Origin of the sequence: Streptomyces sp. NPDC057950 (assembly GCF_042887295.1) — a bacterium.
In the GTDB taxonomy this organism is placed as follows: Bacteria; Actinomycetota; Actinomycetes; order Streptomycetales; family Streptomycetaceae; genus Streptomyces; species Streptomyces kaempferi.
Genome location: NZ_JBHVPP010000024.1, coordinates 1 through 19,093, shown reverse-complemented (window position 1 = coordinate 19,093; position 19,093 = coordinate 1). Strand labels below are relative to the sequence as shown.

The window sequence follows — 19,093 nt, the reverse complement described above, 5'->3', positions numbered from 1 at the left end:
GCCCCGGCCCCCACAGGGCTCCTGGTGCCGCGGCAGGGTGTGCGTCCCCGCGAGGCCCACGGGCTCACCGGCGGGCGGGTTGCCGGTCGGTGCGAGGCGGCTGCCCGGACCTGGTCAGCGCATCACGTCGAGGACGTTCATCTGGAGGCCGTTGGCGTATACGGCGTGCTCGACCAGTTTCAGCTTCCGGGTGTCCTGGTCCGTCGCGGGGAACAGACGCTTGCCCGCGCCGAGCAGCAGCGGGAACACCAGCAGGTGGTAGCGGTCGATCAGACCGGCGTCCGCGAGGCCGTGGTTCAGCGCGACGCTGCCGTGGACGATGATCGGACCGCCCTCGGTCTCCTTGAGGGCGGCGACCTCGTCGAGGGTGCGCAGGAGTGTGGTCTCGCCCCAGTTCGGGACGAGCTCGTCCTCGGTGAGGGTGGTGGAGACGACGTACTTCGGCATGGTCCTGTACTGGGCGAACTCGGCCATGTCCGGCCATACCGGGCTGAACGCCTCGTAGCTGGCCCGTCCCAGCAGGACCGCGGTGGACTCTTCCTGCTCCCGCCCCTTGATGGCGAACGCCTCGGGAACGAACTCGACGTCCTTGAAGGTCCATCCGGAGTTGCGGTAGCCGGGTTCGCCGCCAGGACCCTCCATGACGCCGTCGAGCGAGATGAAGGCGGAGCTGATCAGGGTACGCATGCTGGTTTCCTTCGGTGTCGGCGGGCCGCCCTGCGGTGCGCGGACTTCGCTTACGGCAAGGTCCGGCACGGGTTCAGAGTGCAGCCGACAAAAATTATTGTCAAGATGGTTTTAGTTGTCGGTGAAGCCACGGCTCTCAGGGCGCAGGGGTGTTGTGTCGTGCACCTTGGTCGGAGCACAGGATCAGACGAAGGCCGCCCCCGCGTGCGGCGCATCCCCAGGTGAGCGAAACCGTTCGAGATGTCATTCGAGATCGTGGCAGCATGTGCCGCATGACGACGAACCGAAAGGTCCATGGCGCGTAGACGGCCAGGACAGATCCGTGCCAGCGCCCGCGGCAGTGACGGGACAACGGGTGCGAGGCCAGCCATCGACGGCCTGTCTTCGCGTGCGCTGTCCGAGATCATCCGTCTCGAGCACACCCGCAACTATTTGCAGCCAGGCGACGTCCGCGCGGCCGTGGGCCTGTGGAAGGACTACGTCCACCAGTCCGAGCGTGATCGGTGGCACGACTACGAGTGGGACAACGCGCACTGGCACTGCTGCGGCAACCCGCTCGAAGCCCGAGTCCTCCTCGACACCGTGATGCAAGCCATGTCGCCACGAAGCGGCCGCGAACTTCGAAAGATCGTCAGCCGGCCAGACGCCGTCTGGAACCTTCCGCCCCCGCCCTACGACGCGGACGGAAGACAGAGAACAAGCTTAGGGTCGCATCCCGAACAGAAAGCGGGTCGCCCGCGTGCGGCGGACCAGCAGCTCGTACGCGGTGAGGGTGAGGCTGAGGGCGATCACCACGACCACGGCGTACTCGACCAGGATCGGCGCGGACCAGCCGATCACGAAGTATGCGACGGCGACCACGATCGGCTGGTGCAGGACGTACAGCGGCAGCACCGCTGCGGCGAGATATCCATAGAGGCGCCGGCGCATCGTCGGAGTCGGGGTAGGTGCCACAGGCGGTTGCTCCGGCCGTCGACGGTCGAGGAGACCTGGGATGGCGACCACCAGGCACCATCCGGCCGCACCGAACAGCGCCCGTGAGGCCGTGGCCAGGGCGGTCATCTCCGTGAAGGGCTCGTCGGCCAGGGCGAAGCCGGGGCCGGCCGCCGCGAACAGCAGGACGCCGAGCCAGGCCGCGGTCCCGGCGTCGCGCCGCATCACGATGCGGAAGCGGTCGTCGCTGGCGAGCGTGAAGCCGGCAACGAAGAACAGCAGGTACGACCAGCGGTGCCAGCCCGCGTAGTCCTCCTCCAGCCGTGCGAAGGCGCAGATCGCCGCGAAGGCGAGGGCCGGCAGGAACACGACGCTCCGCCGGTGCAGGGTCGCCTCCGCCACCCGGCCGCCGATGCGGCGGACGCGTTCGCGCGGCAACCACCGGTGGAACGGCACCAGCATGAGGGAGAACGCCAGGAGGAGTACGACGAACCAGAGATGGCCGGTCTCGAAGTGCTCGCCCTGGACGAGGAAGGGGAACTCCTCGGGCGCCAGGTGCACGTCGTAGAAGCGGGGCAGGAAGCCGAGGTACGACTCGTGGTAGCCGGCGTCGGCCGAGCGCAACCGCAGCCACTGCGGCAGCGGGTTCAGGGTGAGGGTCGCGAAGACCAGCGGAACGCCGAGCCGCAGCAGCCGCTCGCCGGCGAAGCCGCGCGCGCCGCGGCGCTGAAGCGAATGCCAGGCACCGAGGCCGGAGATGAGGAACAGCAGTGGCATGGCCCAGACGACCCCGAACCCGGCGATGATCATGACGGCTCCGGTGGTCTCGGCGTTCTTGACGTAGAAGTCGTCGTCGGCAGCGAATACGAGCGCCGAGTGGAAGAAGACCAGCCCGATCACGACCAGCATCCGGATCGTGTCCAGCTCCGGCCGCCGCTCCGGTAGCGGTGCCTGCGCCGGTCCTGGGTGCGTCGCCATCTCTGTGCCCCCCGTCGCCTGTACGTCACCAGTGTTGGAAAGGCGGCCGCCGGGCGCCACCCCCGCGACGGAGTCCGCTCACATCGAAGATCAGCTTTCGATGCACGGTCTGGGTCAGCCCGCGTTCCACCCGGGACGTGCGTCCTGCCCCCGGCCGCCCAAGCCGCCTTGGCGTAGCAACCGCCCTGGGACGGAGAACCAACCCACTGACAAGTCCTCCGGGCCGGCCCACGTCGGGTGGCCGGGCGATGCGACCCGCCGGAAGCATTCGGGCACCGCACCAAGCTCTGCGTCGAACTCGTGCTGAACGAGGCGCTGTTCGACGCCGGTACGCGTCTGGAGAGCGCGCCGGCCGCGGCGCGGGACCCAGGGTGCTGCGCCGGGGCGGCGACGGGCGACTGCTTGCGCAGGGTGCTCGTGCTCGGGCCGGCCGTTCCGTTGTCGGCCGTTCCGCTGTCGGCGGTCCCTCGGCCGGTCGGCCGGTCGCCGGCTCGACCTCGCGGCGGCGGCGGCGCTGGTGGGCCGGCTCGGGCGGTCGGGCGGATGTGGCGCCGCCGGTGGTGAGAGCGCCGGCTCGCCTGCGAGTGGCCGCTCAGTGGTGGACGGTCAGGGCTTCGGAGTCAACTCTGCTTCCTCCCGCCCCCGCGTCGGACGGGGGAGCGCCGTCAGGAAGTTCACGTTGGCCGCGGGGACGACGGCGTCGGTGTCGTCGACGAAGGCCACACGCACAGGGCGGTCGCCGTCGCCGGAGCGCCGCAGAGTGCTGGGCCCGGCCGAGGGCGGCCGGTTCTCGTCGCCCCACTGTTGGAGGGCGGCCAGGACCAGGCGCAGTTGCTCACCGGCGGGCGTCAGGTGGTAGCTGAACCGGGTGCGCGCACCGGGCTCCCGGTAGGGCCGCTTCTCCATGACGCCGCCCTCCACGAGGGTGGCCAGGCGCAACGTGAGGACGTCGGGGGCGATGCCGAGGCGGTCACGGAAGTCGGCGAAGCGCGTCACGCCGTGGAGCGCCGCCTCGCGGAGGACCAGCATGGTCCAGCGGTCCCCGACGATCTCCAGGGAGCGGGCGATCGAGCAGGCATCTTCGCGGCCGCGGTCCCTCCGCGTGGTCTTGGCGTGCGTCATGCGACTCAGCCTACCCCTGAGTTGCGTTTCCTCATCCAGCTATCTATGTTGGAAATGCCAATTCAGCCCCTCAGGGATGAGAAACCCATGGACATCAGGAACGCAGTGGCGGTCGTGACCGGAGCCAACCGCGGCCTGGGCCGGAACTTCGCCGCCCAGCTGCTCGAGCGCGGCGCCGCCAAGGTCTACGCGGGCGCACGCAATCCGTCGTCGGTCGACCTGCCCGGGGCCGTGCCGCTCGCGGTGGACATCACGGACGCCGACTCCGTGGCACGGGCGGCCGAGGTCGCCGGGGACGCGACACTTCTCATCAACAACGCTGGCATCAGCACGCACGTCGGACTCGCCACGGGCGACATGGGTGACATCCGCCTGGAGATGGAAACGCACTTCTTCGGTTCCCTCAATGTCACCAGGGCCTTCGCGCCGGTGATCGCCGCGAACGGCGGCGGAACCATCGTCAATGTGCTCTCCCTGCTCAGCTGGGCGCACTACCCGGACTACGGCGGCTACAGCGCGGCCAAGGCCGCCGAACTGGCCATGACCAACGTGACGCGGCAGGAGCTGGCACCGTCGGGTATCGACGTGATGGCCCTGCACGTGGGCTACATGGACACCGGCATGGCCGACTACGTGGACGGCTCCGACAAGGTCGACCCCGCGTGGGTGGCCGGGCTCGCACTCGACGGCATCCAGGACCGCGCGCTCGAAGTGGTGGCCGACGACAAGAGCCGTACCGTACGGGCCGCACTCTCCGGAGATCTGGCGAACCTCTATCCGGGCCTGCCCTTGACGCGCTGAGGGCGCGAACTGCTCTCGAAGCTGACCCGCCGATGAGCGCAGCGCCATCACCTCGTAGGAACGCTCGAGCCCGAGGCGTGTCGCCACGGCCGACAGCGGGGCACGTGTCCGGCCCGAACGACGCGTGGCCCGCCCCTTCCCGGCGAGGCCACCAACTCCCGCTGTACGAACCGATACACGAGGATCGACGGTCGCTCCCGCGACGAAACAGGGAAGAAGCGACCTCTACGCCACGTCGACGGGTGGGAGTGCCGCGGCCGCGCGGGCTCGGCCGACCGTCACGCCGCGTTCCGAGCCGGGGAAGCGGTCGATCATGGCGCGCAACTCGTCCGCGCTGACGTTGGCGCCGAAGGGCTCGGTCCCCGGTTCCAGGCGCACACCTTCGGCGAGCGGGCCCACGTCGACGGGATCGAAGCCGAGGGCGCTCACGAGGCGGGCGGTCGTGGCCCGGTCGGCAGGATCCTTCCCGGCGAGGGCGATCGCCTTGCGGCCGGACGATCCGACGGGCCGGGACCCGTCCTCGAGATCGTGGTAGCCCATGTGGTTGAAGGCCTTGACCACACGGGAGTCCGGCAGGAAGGCCTGGACGATCTCGCTGGTGGAGGTACGGGGATCGGTGAACTCGTGGCGCACGCCGTCGACCTCCCACCAGTAGTTCATCGCGTCGATGACCAGCTTGCCCCGCAGCGCGTCGACCGGAATGCCGCGGTGCTTGCCCAGGGGGAGTGCCAGAATCACGACGTCCGCCTCGGCCGCCACCTCGGCCGCGGTGACCGCGACGGCACCGGGGGTGAGGACCTCGATGGTGAGCGCGATCTTCTCGGCCGCGCCCGACCCGGCGATCAGCACGCGAAACCCTGCCGCGAGGGCCAGCCGTGCCAGAACGGTTCCCACCTTTCCGGCCCCCAGGATGCCGACGGTGCGGACGCCCTCGAAGTTCATGCCGTCTCCCTTCCCGCTCTTCCGTGAGTCAGCCCGCGAGGATGTCGCGGACCATGGGAATGACCTTCGTGCCGTACAGCTCGACCGCCCGCAGGCGGGCACTGATCGGCTGCGCGCCCGCGGTGTAGATGAGGTCGAACCTGCCGACGCCGAGTTGGCGGACGGCGCCGGCGATCTTGCGGGCGACCGTCTCGGGTGAGCCGATGTACAGGGAGCCGTGCTCGATCTCCGCGTCGTACTCCTCGCGGCGCAGCGGCGGCCAGCCTCGCAGGGCGCCGATGCGGTCGCGGATGACCCGGTAGCTCGGCCAGTGCACCTCTCGGGCCTCTTCGTCGGTGTCGGCGATGAAGCCGGGGGAGTGCATTCCCACCGGATGCGCGGTGGTGCCGAACTGGTCGGCCGCGCGCCGGTAGAGGTCGATGTAGGCCGCGAAGCGCTCGGGAGAACCGCCGATGATGGCGAGCATGAGGGGAAGTCCGTAGTGGGCGGTGCGGATGACCGACTGGGGTGAGCCACCGACACCGACCCAGGTGCTCAGGTGACCCGACTCCGTGGGGGGAAAGACCTCGGCGTCCTCCAGGGGAGCCCGCACGGTGCCCTTCCACGTGACGGGTTTCTCCTCCAGTAGTTTCGAGAACAGCTCGATCTTCTCCTCGAACAGCGTGTCGTAGTCCGCGAGGTCGTAGCCGAACAAGGGGAACGACTCCGTGAAGGAGCCGCGGCCGAGAATCACCTCGGCCCGGCCGCCCGAGAGGGCGTCGACGGTCGCGAAGCGCTGGAACACCCGGACGGGGTCGTCGGAACTCAGCACCGTCACGCCGGAGGAGAGCCGAATGCGTGTGGTGCGCGTGGCGATGCCGGCGAGCACGGTCTCCGGGGACGAGATCGAGTATTCCGGCCGGTGGTGTTCGCCGAGCGCGATGACGTCGACGCCCAAGGCGTCGGCGAGGACGGCCTCGTCGAGGACCTGCCGGATCGCCCTCGCGTGGGAGACCGTCGCACCGGAGTCGTCCGCGGGTACGTCGCCGAACGTGTCGAGGCCGAAAGTGAGTTCAGACATGGGTGGACTCCTTGGTGAGCAGTTCCCTTACCAGCGGGGCGACTTCGCTGCCCAGCAACTCGATCGTGCGGGAACGGGCCTGACGCGGCAGGCGCATGATGTCGTACTTGAGGTCGAAACGGCTCAGGTGCAGGTCGCGGGCCGTTCTCGCGATCTTGCGGGCGACGGTGTGCGGGGAGCCGACGAAGAGGGCGCCGTGGTCGATCTCGGCCGCGTACCTTTCGCGGGTCGGCGTGTAGAACCCGCGCTCCTCGGCCGCCTGGGTCACCACCGGCTTCCAGTACTGCCACCAGGTCTCGGCCGCCTCCTCGTCGGTGTCGGCGATGAGGCCCAGCGAGTGCTGGCCGATCGGTTGCGGACCGTGTCCGGCCTGCCGCAGCGCCCGGTGGAAGAGGTCGACGTGGCCTGCGAAGCGCTGCGGACGTCCGCCGATGATGGCAAGCATCAGGGGCAGGCCGTAGTCGGCGGCGCGGAGCACGGAGCGCGGGCTGCCGCCCACTCCGATCCAGGTGGGGATGCCTCCCTGGCGCATCCGGGGACGCAGCCGCTGTTCCACGAGAGGTCCCCGGAACGCGCCGGACCATGTCACCGTCTCGTCCCGCTGCAGACGCATGAATAGCTCGAGCTTCTCCTCGAACAGTTCCTCGTAGTCGGCGAGTTCATAGCCGAAGAGGGGGAAGGACTCCGTGGCCGACGCACGTCCGAGCACGATCTGGGCCCGGCCGTTCGACACGGCGTCCAGAGTCGCGAAGTCGTGGTACAGCCGCACGGGATCATTGGTGCTCAGAACGGTCACCGAAGTCCCGAGGCGGATGCGCTCCGTGACGGCGGCGATGGCGGAGAGCAGCACGGGAGTGGCACTGTCGACGTGTCCGGGCCGGTAGTGCTCGCCGATGCTGAAGACGTCCACCCCCGATGATTCGGCGAGTCTCGCCTCATCGATGAGCAGGCGGACGGTCTCGGCGTCGCTCAGCGTCCGGCCGTCGTCCGTGGCGACCTCCCCGAACGAGTCGAGGCCGATCTCGAAGGTCGGCGGCGTCATGGTCTCCTCCTCCGGCGGCCCGCAGGGGGCTGATCACCCCGAAGTAAATAATTGACACGTCAAGTATATTCGCAGGATACATGCTTGATGTGTCAACCAGGAAAATGTGGGGGTGAGGTGATACGGACCTGCTCCGCGCCGCCGTGAATCATGTGAGCGGCCGCGCCTCCCGTGCGCGAAGGGATCGGTTCGCCGCCTGTTCGTCGGGCCCATCGTAGGGTATTTAGTTTATGTGTCAACTAAGTGTCCGCGGTCGGAATCGGATGGGCCGGGGCGCGGGGGTGCGGGACGCGTGGGCGGCGGAAGGGGGCGTTCGTCACCGGCCGGGAAGCCGGGTGGTGACTTCCTGCAGTACCCATCCGTTGCCGTCCGGGTCGCTGAAGGCGGTGAACGAGCCGTAGCTGGCGCGCTGCGGATCGGGGCCGCTGACCCGGCCTTCGTCCGTGCCGCGGTGGAACACCCCGCCCGCGTCGTGGAAGATCTCGGTCATCTCGACACCCCGGCCGACGAGCTCGGCACGGGCCGCCACGATGTCCGACACCACCAGGTGCAGGCCCTGCGTCGAGCCCGGCGCGGCCGTGGTGACCCCGGTGCCGAAGAGGATCGAGCACGATGAGCCGGGCGGGGTCAGATGCACCACGCGGTAGTTGTCGTCGGCGACGTGGTCGACGTCCAGACGGAAGCCGGCCTTCTCGTAGAAGGCCTTGGCCCGGTCGACATCAGAGACGGGCAGCACGACGACTTCGAGTTTCAGATCCATTTTCGCCTTCTCTTTCGCGGACGGTGGCGTGGGGGCCTCGGCGCGTCACCGTTTCAACCGGTGAGATCATGGCATCTCTGCTCGTCACTGGTCAAACAGGTGACGATCGCGTCGGACGTCCGGCCGGCGGCGGGCCGATGGAAGCGCACCCGCCCAGGGCACCCGTGGGCACGCACGCTCCCGGCCCAGGCCGCGCGAAGCGGTTGTGGCTGCGCGAGACTGGAGGCACCGGCCGAGCCGGAGGGAGCCCAGAACGGCGGAAGGTCATGGACGGATCGGAAGTCGGCAGCACGCGGAGAGCGGGAAGCGCGCCTGACGGGGTCGATCAGGCATCGTTCCTGGTGGATGGCGCAGGCGAAGTGGTCCGGTGGAGCCCGGCAGCCGAAGAACTCCTCGGTTATCCGGAGACCTGCGGTGTCGGCCGGACGATCACGGAACTGCTTGCCGCGGGGCCGCCCGATCACATCGGGGCGGCCGAGACCGCGTTCAGACACCAGGACGGCCATGCGGTCGCCTGCCGGATCCGAGCGCGCGCCGAGCAGGACCCGCAGTTCGGGGCGTGCTGGCGGGTGGAGCTTTCACCGGCGTCGTCCGAGACGGTCCCCGCGGTCGACCAGGCCCTGTTGGAGGCCCTGTTCACCCGTTCCCCCATCGGCCTGTTCGTCCTGGATCCGGAACTGCGTCTGACGCGCTACAACGCCGCGGCACAGGGGATGCAAGGCACTCGGGTGACCGAGGCCCTGGGGCTGCGTCCCACCGAGGCGTGGCCCGGATTCAGTTCCGAGATGGCGGAGCAGGTGATGGTCAAGGTGCTGGAGACCGGTGAGCCTGCGATCGCCTTCGAGAAGCGGGGGCGACCACCCGGCGACCCGGAGCACGAGCACGTCTATTCGGCGTCCGTGTTCCGCCTGCAGGACACCGACGGACGCATCATAGGCGTCGCCGATACCGTGGTCGACGTCAGTGACCAGCACCGGGCGCAGCAGCGTCTCGCCCTGGTGGCCGAGGCGGGCGCCCGTATCGGGACCACCCTCGACGTGCTGCGCACCGCGCAGGAGCTGACCGAGGTGGTGGTTCCCCGGCTGGCCGACAGCGTGGCCGTGGACCTCCTCGAACCGGTGCTCGCCGGACACGAGGTTCCGCACGGACCGGGGGAGGCCGGATGGGCCCTCCAACGCGCGGCGTACAGGTCGAACCGCGTGGGTGTCACTCCAGGGGTGTACGCGGTCGGTGAGCCGAGCAACTACCCCGGTGCCGCGGCCGCCCTGCGGGTCCTGGCCGACCGCAAGGCGTGTCTGGTGCGCACGATCGACGAGGACAGCGCCTGGGTACGCGATGACATGGTCCGTGGCCGGCGGATCCTGGAGGAGCGGATCCACTCGTTGATGATGGTGCCCCTGGTCGCGCGTGAGAGCGTTCTGGGGCTGGTCGCCTTCTACCGGTGGAGCACGCGCGGCGCCTTCGACGACGAAGACCTCACCTCGGCCCAGGACCTCGTCGGCCGCACCGCCGTCGCCCTGGACAACGCCCGCCGCTTCGTCCGCGAGCGAAACGCCGTGCTCTCCCTGCAGCGAGGCATGCTGCCACAGGATCCCCCCGCACCGCACTCGGTGCGTACCGCGCACCACGTGGTGTACTCCGGCGCGGGCGGCGACTGGGCCGACGTGATCGCTCTCCCAGGGGCTCGCGTGGGCCTCGTGGCGGGCAGTGCCCCCGGACGTGGCATGCGTACGGCGGCCACCATGGGCCGGCTGCGGACCGCTGTCCACATCCTCGCGGCCCTGGATCTGGCGCCGGACGAGGTCATGGCCCGCCTCGACGACGTCGTTCACCAGATGGACGCGGAGAACGGTGACCCGGCGGCCGACAGCGAGGCCGGGGCCACCTGCCTGTACCTGGTCTACAACCCCGTCACCCGCCAGTGCGTCATGGCGACGGCCGGACGGCCCGGACTGGCCGTGGCCCGGCCGGACGGCACGGTCACTTTCCCCGATCTTCCGGTGGGGGCGCCCCTGGGCCGGCCCGGCCCGTCGTTCACCAAATTCGAGCTGACGGTGCCCGACCAGACCCGTCTGGTGCTGTACACGGCGGGACTGGTGCAGGCTTTCGGCCACGACGGCGGGCACGCCGAGGTCACGCGACTGCTCGCCGCTTCCCGTCAGGCCCCGCAGGATCTGTGCCTGAGCCTCGCCGAGAACCTCATCCCCGTCGACCCTCCGCAGGATGCGGCCGTCCTGGTGGCGTGCACCCGGGCCCTGGACCCCTCCCACGTCGCCACCTGGAGCCTGCCCGCCGTCCCGGCGGCCGTGGCCACCGCCCGCACCCTTGCCTCGGGCCAACTGGGCGCGTGGGCACTGGACGACGAGGTCTTCGCCACCGAACTCATCGTCAGCGAACTGGTCACCAACGCCATCCGGTACGCCGAACCGCCCGTACGACTGCGGCTGATCTACGATCGCACCCTGACCTGTGAGGTCTCCGACAGCAGCAGCGCCGCCCCTCATCTGCGGCACGCCCGCACCACCGACGAAGGCGGCCGCGGTCTGCTGCTGGTCTCCGAGTTCGCACAGCGGTGGGGGACCCGTTACGAGGACCGGGGCAAGACCATCTGGGCCGAGCAGCAACTCACCTCAGCCGTATGACCAAGTGAGTCGGCCGCACGACCGCGTGAGCCTCCACCGGCCGGTGTACGCGGATGCGGAGCGCCTTGTTCGCAGCCTCTGGACACCCTCGCTCCGCCCATGTTGTCATGTTCACACGGTCGTTCATTTACAACGTTGTAAGGGGAGTTCGGAAGAGACGGGCCGCGCTCCGTGGTGGGCGGCCGTCGCGCGACGTCGACAAGCGGACCGTGTCAGGCCGCCGTTGGGGCTCGGAGGGGAACGCCATGATGAGGTTGGTCAGATGGTGGGGCACGGCCGCCGCCGTGGCGGGGCTCGGCAGTCTTCTCGGCGGGCCGGGCACATCGCCCGCTGCGGCCGCAGTGCCCGCCGTGGCCGCTTCTCCCGCTCCGGCGGGCACGTCGTTCCTCGATCACGACGCGTTGTTGGATGGCGTTCAGGACCCGGCCTGGTACAAGGCCAACATCCCCTTCCTTGACGTGCCCGACCGGCAGATCCGGGACGTGTACTACTACCGCTGGCAGGCCTACAAGGAACATCTGGTCTACACCGGGCCGGAATACGGCTGGCTGTCGAGCGAGTTCCTCCAACCCGTCGGCTACGGCGCTCCGTACGGGGGGATCTCGGCCGCGGCCGGACACCAGATCACCGAGGGGCGGTGGCTGCGGGACCAGACGTACACCAAGGACGTCGTCGACTACTGGCTCGGTGGCCCGGGGCAGTTCCCCAAACCGCAGACCGACGGGGTGAACGCCGACACGTCGGACTGGGCCCACGAGTACAGTTTCTGGGCGGCCGACGCGGTGTGGCAGCAGATGCTGGCCACCGGGGACCGGAACTACGCCAAGTCCCAGTTGGCGTCGCTAGTCAAGCAGTACGACGGCTGGGGCAACCACTTCAACCGGACGCTGGGCCTGTACTGGCAGGCGCCGGTGTGGGACGCGACGGAGTACTCCGCCTCGTCGTACGAGTCCTCCGACCCCTATCACGGGGGCCATGGCTACCGGCCGACGATCAACGCCTACCAGTACGGAGACGCGCGGGCGATCGCCGCGATCGCCGCGCTGGCGGGTGACACCGGCACGGCCGACGACTTCCAAGCACGCGCCTCCGCTCTGCGCAACGCGGTGCAGACGCACCTGTGGGACGCGGGACGGCAGTTCTACTACGGCGTGGCCCGGGACAACAACCCCTCCCGGGGCAAGACCGGCAGCCGCGAGCTGATGGGCTATCTGCCCTGGATGTTCGACATGGCGCCGGCCGCGAACGCCGGAGCGTTCGCCCAGCTCAAGGACTCCAACGGCTTCGCCGCCCCCTACGGGCCGACGACGGTGGAACGGCGCAGCCCCTGGTTCATGTACCAGGCCGGCGGTTGCTGCCGCTGGGACGGCCCCTCCTGGCCGTTCGCCACGTCCCAGACGCTGACAGCGGCGGCGAACCTGCTGGAGGACTACCCGGCCCAGTCGGTGTTCTCCAGCGGCGACTACGTCCGGCTGCTGCACACCTATGCCGCCACCCAGTACCGGGGCGGCGTCCCCTACGTCGCCGAGGCCCATGACCCGGACAGCGACAACTGGCTGTACGACGGGAACAACCACAGCGAGGACTACAACCACTCCACCTACAACGACAACGTCATCTCCGGACTCATCGGTCTGCGGGGCCAGAGCGACGACACCCTGGTCGTCAAGCCGCTCGCACCGGCCGGCTGGGACTACTTCGCGCTGGAGAACACCCCGTACCACGGGCACAACGTGACCGTCCTGTGGGACCGCACCGGAAGCCGCTACGGACAGGGAGCCGGGCTGCACGTCTACGTCGACGGCGGCCAGGTCGCCGCGAGGACGGAACCGGGCCCGGTCACGGTCGACGTCGGCGCGCCGAACGCCCGGCCGGGCGCGGACGCGACCGCGGACGTGGCCGCCAACGGGCAGCGCTTCGCGTCCGGTCCGCAGCCCTTCGCCTCCTACACCTCCAGCTACGACAACGTCTGGAACGCCGTCGACGGCATCGTCTACCGGCAGGGGATTCCCGAGAACAGCCGCTGGACCTCTTATGCCACCGGCCACCCCAGCGACTACTACGGCGTCGACTTCGGCCGCGACCAGAAGACCGGTGACGTGCGGCTGTACTTCTACGACGACGGCGGTGGCGTGCGCACCCCGGCCACGTACGACCTGCAGTACTGGACCGGCTCGGCGTGGGCCACCGTACCCGGACAGACCCGCTCTCCCGCCGCTCCCACCGCGAACGCCGAGAACGAGATCAGCTTCCCGCCCCTGACGACCAGTCGGCTGCGCGTCGTGGCACCCAACGCCGGTGGCGGTACCGGGTGGGGGCTGTCGGAATTCCAGGTCTGGGCCCCGCCCGTCTTCCAGATCGCCAACGTCAACAGCGGCAAACTCCTCGCCGTCGACCACGCCTCGCTCTCCGACAGCGCCGATGTACAGCAGTACGCGGACAGCGGCACCCCGGACCACCTGTGGAAACTCGTCAAAGCCGGCAGTGGCTGGTACAAGATCGTGAATGTCAACAGCGGTCTGCTCCTCGCCGTGCAGGGCGCCTCTACCGCACTGAGCGCCCAGATCCAGCAGTACCACGACAACGGCACCAGCGATCACTTGTGGCGGCTGGTCGACGCCGGCGGCGGCCAGTACAAGATCGTCAACAAGAACAGCGGCCTGCTGCTCGGCGTCGCCGGTATGTCCACCGGCGACAGCGCCAACGTCGTCCAGTACTCCGACAACGGCACAGCGGACCATCTGTGGACCCTGCGATCAGCGGCGGCCCCGTAGGCCGACGTCCAATCAGCTGGGGCGGGGCGGGGCGGGGCGGGGCGGGGCGGGGCGGGGCGGGGCGTGGGACGGGCAAGCCGACGGCCTGTCACGAGCCGACATCGCGCGGTCCCTGGTCCTGGGTGGGATCGACCGGATACGGGACGCGAGTGGATCGGCAGCAGACGTCATACGTGGGGCATCGACTCCACCCACTGGGCTCGCCAGGCGGGTGGAGCGAACGGATCCGCGAAGTACTGCGTCTCGTGGACGACCTTGCCGTCGCGGAATTCCATGATGCTGATGGTGGAGGCCGGTTGCCCGTCGTAATCGATCACGTATTCAGTGACCCAGAGTTCTCCACTGCCGAGAATCCGGCGGACGGTGAACGTGAGCTCGGCCGGATGGTGTGAGCGCAACGCCTGAAGGTTGCGGCGACCGTGGATGCGCTCACCCGACTGGGGATAATCAGTGATGACGTCGTCGTGGTAGATCTCGTGCTCGGCGTCCTGGTCCCCGGCCGCGGACGCCTCCCAGTGCCGGTCCAGCGCCGCGCGAATCTCCTGGTCGCCCATCGTGTTTCCTCCGACCACGGAAAGTGTCCGACGAGACCCGTCTCCGACGTCCCGGCTTCCTGCCGACCAGCGTAACCCTGGCGGCGATGACCGACACGCGCGCTGTTCCGCCGTCCGCCGCGCGGCGCTTCCGACCCGTCGGGTGCCCCCCGGCCGCGGACCCCGACGGGACCGGGGCCGGGGGCACCCCACGGCGACGAGGGTCAGCCCGAGGTCGCCGGGGCGGTCTTCAGCCGGAGGTTCGTGCGGACCGTCCGGTCCGCACGCGCCCTGGTCGCCGGGTACGCGGTGACGTGGCCGGGAGCGCTCACGCGCAGCGTGTGCTTGCCCGGGCCGGCGAGGAACAGGGTGTAGAAGCCGTCGCCGACCGCCGGGTCGTCCGGTGTCGCGACGGTGACCGTCGTGGCGTCCGAATGCCCGGAGTCGGCCACGGTGGCACCGACCAGTCCCGCGCCGGTGCGGGCGTCGCGGACGGTGCCGACGGTCAGCCCGCCGGACACCGGTAGCAGGTCGCGCGTCCCGACGTACACGTCGTCGACGGACCAGTAGTAGCCCCAGTTGGCCACGAAGTGGAAGCGCAGCTGGACTGCCTTGTCACCCGCGTACGCCCGCAGCGGGACGTGAACGGTCCGGTGGTCCCTGCCGTCCCCGCTCGTGGAGGAGGTGGCCCAGGCCGTCTCCCAGGTGGTGCCTCCGTCGGTGGTGACGTCCACGCTCATCTGCTGGTTGTTCGGGTTGTACAGATAGGCCGTCTTGAAGTCGAGCTCGGCCGACTCGCTGCCGGAGAAGTCGTACACCGGGCTGATCAACTGGCTGTCCTGGTGCGGGCCGATCGGCCAGTTGTCGCTCTCGACGACGGCGAAGGAGCCACTGCCTCCGGTCGCGTTGCCACGCTGGATCGGGTCGTCGAACTCCCAGCCGTTGTCGGTCCCGGAGGCATTGGACACCGTCCAGCCCTGTGGGGCCGAGGTGTTGGAGTCGAACGTCTCCGTCGTGCCCTCGCGTCGCAGGGTGTAGCCGACGGCCGTGGCCGAGTCGGGGTCCGCGTCCAGGGTGAAGTTCCTGCCCACCGGATGCCTGCCGACGGTGACGGACTGTTCGACGGGCTCGTATCCGGGCAGCGCCGCGGTGACGTCCAGACCGTAGTCCGCTCCCTTCGGCAGGGAGAGCTCGTAGGCGCCGGTGGCGGGGTCGGTCCAGACGGGGGCTTCGGGAGAGCCGTCCACCGTGACCTTCGCGTAGAGCGGCCAGCCGTGACCCGAGCCGTCCTTGACGGTGCCGTGGACCTTCTCACGCGGAATGGCGGCGAGGCGGAAGTCCCGGGACAGGGACTGGCCGTCCGTGAGGGTGAGGGTGGCGGGGGTCGAAGTGGTGTAGCCGAAGGCGCGGACCGTGAGGTCCTTGACGGTTCCCGCGGGCAGGTCCAGCTGGTACGCGCCCCGGCTGTCGGTCGTCGCGACGTCGAGACCCGAACCCACGGTCGCGTGGGCGACCGGCTTGCCGGACGCCGCGTCCTTGACCGTTCCCGACAGTGTGCCGTGCGGCCCGCTGCGGAACGCTGCCAGACCCGCGGGGGTGCCGAGGCCGGTCGGGCCGTCGTAGCCGGGACCGGCGTTGCACAGGTAGTCGCTGGCGCAGCTGCCGTTGGTGCCGCTGGTGACGTCGTTGAGCCCGGCGCCGCCGGCCGCGTACGGGTAGGCGGCGGGGGAGGTGCCGGGGCGAGGGGCGCCCGCGAGCACGTACACCGAGGCGATCAGCGGAGTGGCGGCGCTGGTGCCCCCGTAGCGCTGCCAGCCGACGCCGCCCGCACCGTAGGTGTGGTAGACGGCAACGTTGTCAGCGACGGCGGAGACATCCGACACGCTGCGACCGGTGCACCCGGTGTCCTTCTGGTAGTCGGGCTTCACCTGGTACTGCGCGCACCCGGAGCCGGGTCCGTAGGGGTCACGGGCCCAGACCGTCTCCGTCCAGCCGCGGGCGGTGTCCGGGGCGGGAGTGAGCGCGGTTCCGCCGACGGCGGTCACGGACGGCAGCGTCGAGGGGAACGAGACTCCGTACCGGTTGTCGCCGGTGGCCGCGACCACGGCGACGCCGGGGTGGTCGTAGGAGGCGCCGTAGGTGGCCAGGTCGGAGGCGAAGTCACCGGGCCGGCCATAGGAGTTGGACACGTACTTGGCGCCGAGGGCGACCGCGCGGTCGACACCGGCGGCGAGGTTCTCCAGACCGTCGTTGTCCGCCTCGACCAGGAGGATGTGCGCGCCCGGGGCCGACGCCGAGACCATGTCCAGGTCGAGAGCGATCTCTCCGGCCCACGATTCACTCGGCTGCGGGTAGGAGGTGCCGCCACGCTGGTCGACCTTGGTGAAGCAGCCGTTGGCGGTCGTGCAGGCGGGGAGGCCGTACTGCGCGCGGTAGACGGCCAGATCGGCCTCGGCGTAGGGGTTGTCGTACGCGTCGACGATCGCGATCGTCTGGCCGGCGCCGCCGTCCGCGGGCAGGCTGTAGGCGCTCTGGATGTCCCTGGGGCCCAGCCCGGCGGGGGTGGCCGCCGCACTGAGCCGCATCACGGGAGTCTCGTCCGCGGCGCGCATCGCGTAGCAGGTCGCCCGATCCTTGCCGGGCGTTCCGCAGACGGGCTCAAGTCGGGTCGGGGCGTCCGGTCCGGCCGGGCCGGTCGCACCCGACGTGGTCACCGCTGCCGGCGTCCCCGCGTGGACGTGTGCGGAGTCGGAGCTCTGGGCCGCCTGCGCGGAGGGCAGGCCTCCCAGCAGTACGAGGGCCGCGGCGGCACCCAGGGCCACGGCGCCTCGGCCGAGTATGCGGAAGCCTGTGGCGGCACTTCTCGCGGGTGGCGGTATCGACACTGTTCACCAATCCATGAAAGGGCTCAACTCCAGCCCAGCGATGGCGGATTCACATCCGTCGATGATCAATTACTGGTCCGGGACGAGGGCGTGTCAATGGATCTCTTGTGAGAACCGCATTGCGCAGACGCTCATATCGGAGGCAACCCCGACAAGGGGGCGGCCTGAGAGGGCGCCGGCCATCGTGGGTCATGGTGAGCGCTTGCTTCCCACGGTCGGCCGGCAGCTTCGTCGCCCGGCCGTGGCTCTCGTGCGGGACCTCACACCGGCTGACGGCAGGCCACTGGAGTGGTCTGCGGCGAGAACGGCACCCCCGCACGGCGCGGGTGCGGGGGATCGGTCCGGGATCCGCGTTGAATCGCGCCGGAGAACCGGAACGCCGGGCGCCCAGAGCACTGAGGGGCTCGGATCTCCGTGCCATGCCCCACAGTGCTTGAGGGAGATTGCCATGAGCGGCACCCCGCAGTTGCCGACCCCGTCAGGTCCGTACCTGGACAAAGGACCGCTGCCCGCCGATTTCTACGCCTTCGAGGACATGCTCACGGACAGCGAGCGGGAGAAGATCGAGACCGTCCGCGAGTTCCTTCGCGCGCAGGCCGCTCCGATCGTCGACGACTACTGGGCCCGCGCCGAGTTCCCCTTCCAGTTGGTCGAGGGCTTCGGGAGTCTCGGGCTGGTGGACTGGGCCGACCCGGACTCCACGGACCCGAGGCCGAGCAACCTCTTCTCAGGCTTTCTCGCGCTCGAATTCGCGCATGCCGACGCCTCCTTGGCGACGTTCTGCGGCGTGCACACGGGTCTGGCCATGGGCACCGTGCTCGCCTGTGGTTCCGAGGAACAGAAGAGGCGTTGGCTGCCGGCGATGAGCCGTTTCGAGAAGATCGGCGCCTTCGCCCTGACCGAGCCGCACGGCGGTTCCGACGTGGCGGGTGGCCTGCGCACCACCGCGCGCAGGGACGGCGACGAGTGGGTCCTCGACGGAGCCAAGCGCTGGATCGGCAACGCGACGTTCGCCGACATGGTGGTCGTCTGGGCCCGTGACGTCGAGACGCAGCACGTGCTGGGCTTCGTCGTGGAGAAGGACACCCCCGGGTTCACCGCGACGAAGATCGAGAACAAGATGGCGCTGCGCATCGTGCAGAACGCCGACATCGTGCTCGAAGGCTGCCGTGTTCCGGAGGCCAACCGGCTGCAGAACGCGAACACCTTCAAGGACATGGCCGGCATTCTGCGCCAGACGCGCAGCGGTGTGGCGTGGCAGGCGGTGGGGGTGATGTTCGGCGCCTACGAGATCGCCCTGCAGTACGCGAAGGAGCGCGAGCAGTTCGGGCGCCCGATCGGAGGCTTCCAGCTCGTGCAGGATCTGCTGGTGAAGATGCTCGGCAACGCCACGGCCTCGTGCGGGATGGTGACGCGCCTGGCCCAGTTGCAGGACGCCGGGATCTTCAGGGACGAACAGTCGGCCCTGGCGAAGGCCTATTGCACCGTGCGGATGCGCGAGAGCGTCGGGTGGGCCAGGGAACTGCTCGCCGGCAACGGCATCGTCCTCGACTACAAGGTCGGGCGTTTCGTGGCCGACGCCGAGGCCCTGTACTCGTACGAGGGCACGCGGGAGATCCAGACCCTCATCGTCGGACGCGCCGTCACCGGCGGCCTCAGCGCCTTCGTGAAGTGATGACCATGACCACCGAATCCGTCTTCACCGGCCTGAAGGTCCTCGACGCGTCCTCGTTCATCGCGGGACCGGCAGCGGCCACCATGCTCTCCGACTTCGGGGCGGACGTCATCAAGATCGAGCCGCCGGGCGCGGGCGACCCCCAGCGGAGGCTCAGTTCCGTGCCGCCCAGCCCCAGGGCACGGGCCAACTACGGCTGGCACCTCGCCAACCGCAACAAGCGCGGCATGGTGATCGACCTGAAGTCACCGGCGGCTGT

Annotated in this window: 14 protein-coding genes; 5 read left to right on the top strand and 9 right to left on the bottom strand. The window is 69.6% G+C overall.

Annotated elements, in window-relative coordinates:
* Positions 1-114: 114 nt before the first annotated feature.
* The 3 genes from ACFVTC_RS33400 to ACFVTC_RS33390 all read right to left on the bottom strand — a co-directional run bounded on the left by ACFVTC_RS33400 (position 115) and on the right by ACFVTC_RS33390 (position 3,720).
* The gene (locus ACFVTC_RS33400; protein ID WP_390132205.1) at positions 115-687 is read right to left on the bottom strand and encodes a dihydrofolate reductase family protein; all 573 of its coding nucleotides are present in this window, start codon (positions 685-687) and stop codon (positions 115-117) included.
* A gap of 702 nt (positions 688-1,389) precedes the next feature.
* Entirely contained in the window at positions 1,390-2,598 is a 1,209-nt protein-coding gene (locus ACFVTC_RS33395) for an acyltransferase (protein ID WP_390132204.1), read from the bottom strand.
* A 606-nt stretch (positions 2,599-3,204) separates the two neighbouring features.
* Positions 3,205-3,720 carry a winged helix-turn-helix transcriptional regulator gene (locus tag ACFVTC_RS33390; protein WP_390132203.1) on the bottom strand — a complete coding sequence of 172 codons (516 nt, stop codon included), beginning with the start codon at positions 3,718-3,720 and terminating at the stop codon, positions 3,205-3,207.
* 87 nt (positions 3,721-3,807) lie between these two features.
* Between ACFVTC_RS33390 and ACFVTC_RS33385 the strand changes: the two genes are divergently transcribed.
* The gene (locus ACFVTC_RS33385) at positions 3,808-4,521 is read left to right on the top strand and encodes an SDR family oxidoreductase (protein ID WP_390132202.1); all 714 of its coding nucleotides are present in this window, start codon (positions 3,808-3,810) and stop codon (positions 4,519-4,521) included.
* A gap of 225 nt (positions 4,522-4,746) precedes the next feature.
* Here ACFVTC_RS33385 and ACFVTC_RS33380 read toward each other — a convergent pair whose 3' ends face one another.
* The 4 genes from ACFVTC_RS33380 to ACFVTC_RS33365 all read right to left on the bottom strand — a co-directional run bounded on the left by ACFVTC_RS33380 (position 4,747) and on the right by ACFVTC_RS33365 (position 8,325).
* A complete protein-coding gene (locus tag ACFVTC_RS33380; protein WP_390132201.1) occupies positions 4,747-5,463 on the bottom strand; it encodes an NADPH-dependent F420 reductase in 717 nt (238 codons plus the stop codon).
* Between the two features lie 28 nt (positions 5,464-5,491).
* A complete protein-coding gene (locus ACFVTC_RS33375; protein ID WP_390132200.1) occupies positions 5,492-6,523 on the bottom strand; it encodes an LLM class flavin-dependent oxidoreductase in 1,032 nt (343 codons plus the stop codon).
* Positions 6,516-7,565: an LLM class flavin-dependent oxidoreductase gene (locus tag ACFVTC_RS33370; protein WP_390132199.1), complete on the bottom strand. Its 1,050-nt coding sequence runs from the start codon at positions 7,563-7,565 to the stop codon at positions 6,516-6,518. Before ACFVTC_RS33370 ends, ACFVTC_RS33375 begins: the two co-directional genes overlap by 8 nt.
* A gap of 316 nt (positions 7,566-7,881) precedes the next feature.
* Positions 7,882-8,325 (bottom strand): VOC family protein, encoded by a 444-nt coding sequence (locus ACFVTC_RS33365; RefSeq protein WP_390132198.1) that lies wholly within the window; start codon positions 8,323-8,325, stop codon positions 7,882-7,884.
* 341 nt (positions 8,326-8,666) lie between these two features.
* Here ACFVTC_RS33365 and ACFVTC_RS33360 point away from each other — a divergent pair, with 341 nt between their 5' ends.
* Both ACFVTC_RS33360 and ACFVTC_RS33355 read left to right on the top strand, forming a co-directional pair.
* Positions 8,667-10,967 carry a SpoIIE family protein phosphatase gene (locus tag ACFVTC_RS33360; protein WP_390132197.1) on the top strand — a complete coding sequence of 767 codons (2,301 nt, stop codon included), beginning with the start codon at positions 8,667-8,669 and terminating at the stop codon, positions 10,965-10,967.
* Between the two features lie 245 nt (positions 10,968-11,212).
* Positions 11,213-13,741, top strand: coding sequence for an RICIN domain-containing protein (locus tag ACFVTC_RS33355; RefSeq protein WP_390132196.1), 2,529 nt, complete (start codon positions 11,213-11,215; stop codon positions 13,739-13,741).
* A 167-nt stretch (positions 13,742-13,908) separates the two neighbouring features.
* Here the strand turns inward: ACFVTC_RS33355 and ACFVTC_RS33350 are convergent, their stop codons facing one another.
* Together ACFVTC_RS33350 and ACFVTC_RS33345 are read right to left on the bottom strand one after the other, a co-directional pair.
* Positions 13,909-14,295, bottom strand: coding sequence for a nuclear transport factor 2 family protein (locus ACFVTC_RS33350; RefSeq protein WP_390132194.1), 387 nt, complete (start codon positions 14,293-14,295; stop codon positions 13,909-13,911).
* A 203-nt stretch (positions 14,296-14,498) separates the two neighbouring features.
* A complete protein-coding gene (locus ACFVTC_RS33345; protein WP_390132193.1) occupies positions 14,499-17,096 on the bottom strand; it encodes a carboxypeptidase regulatory-like domain-containing protein in 2,598 nt (865 codons plus the stop codon).
* Positions 17,097-17,607: 511 nt separating this feature from the next.
* On the opposite strand from ACFVTC_RS33345, the gene ACFVTC_RS33340 reads away from it, so the two are divergent.
* The gene (locus tag ACFVTC_RS33340; RefSeq protein WP_390132192.1) at positions 17,608-18,834 is read left to right on the top strand and encodes an acyl-CoA dehydrogenase family protein; all 1,227 of its coding nucleotides are present in this window, start codon (positions 17,608-17,610) and stop codon (positions 18,832-18,834) included.
* A 5-nt stretch (positions 18,835-18,839) separates the two neighbouring features.
* On the top strand, positions 18,840-19,093 hold a 254-nt coding region (locus ACFVTC_RS33335), incomplete at its 3' end, for a CoA transferase (protein WP_390132191.1).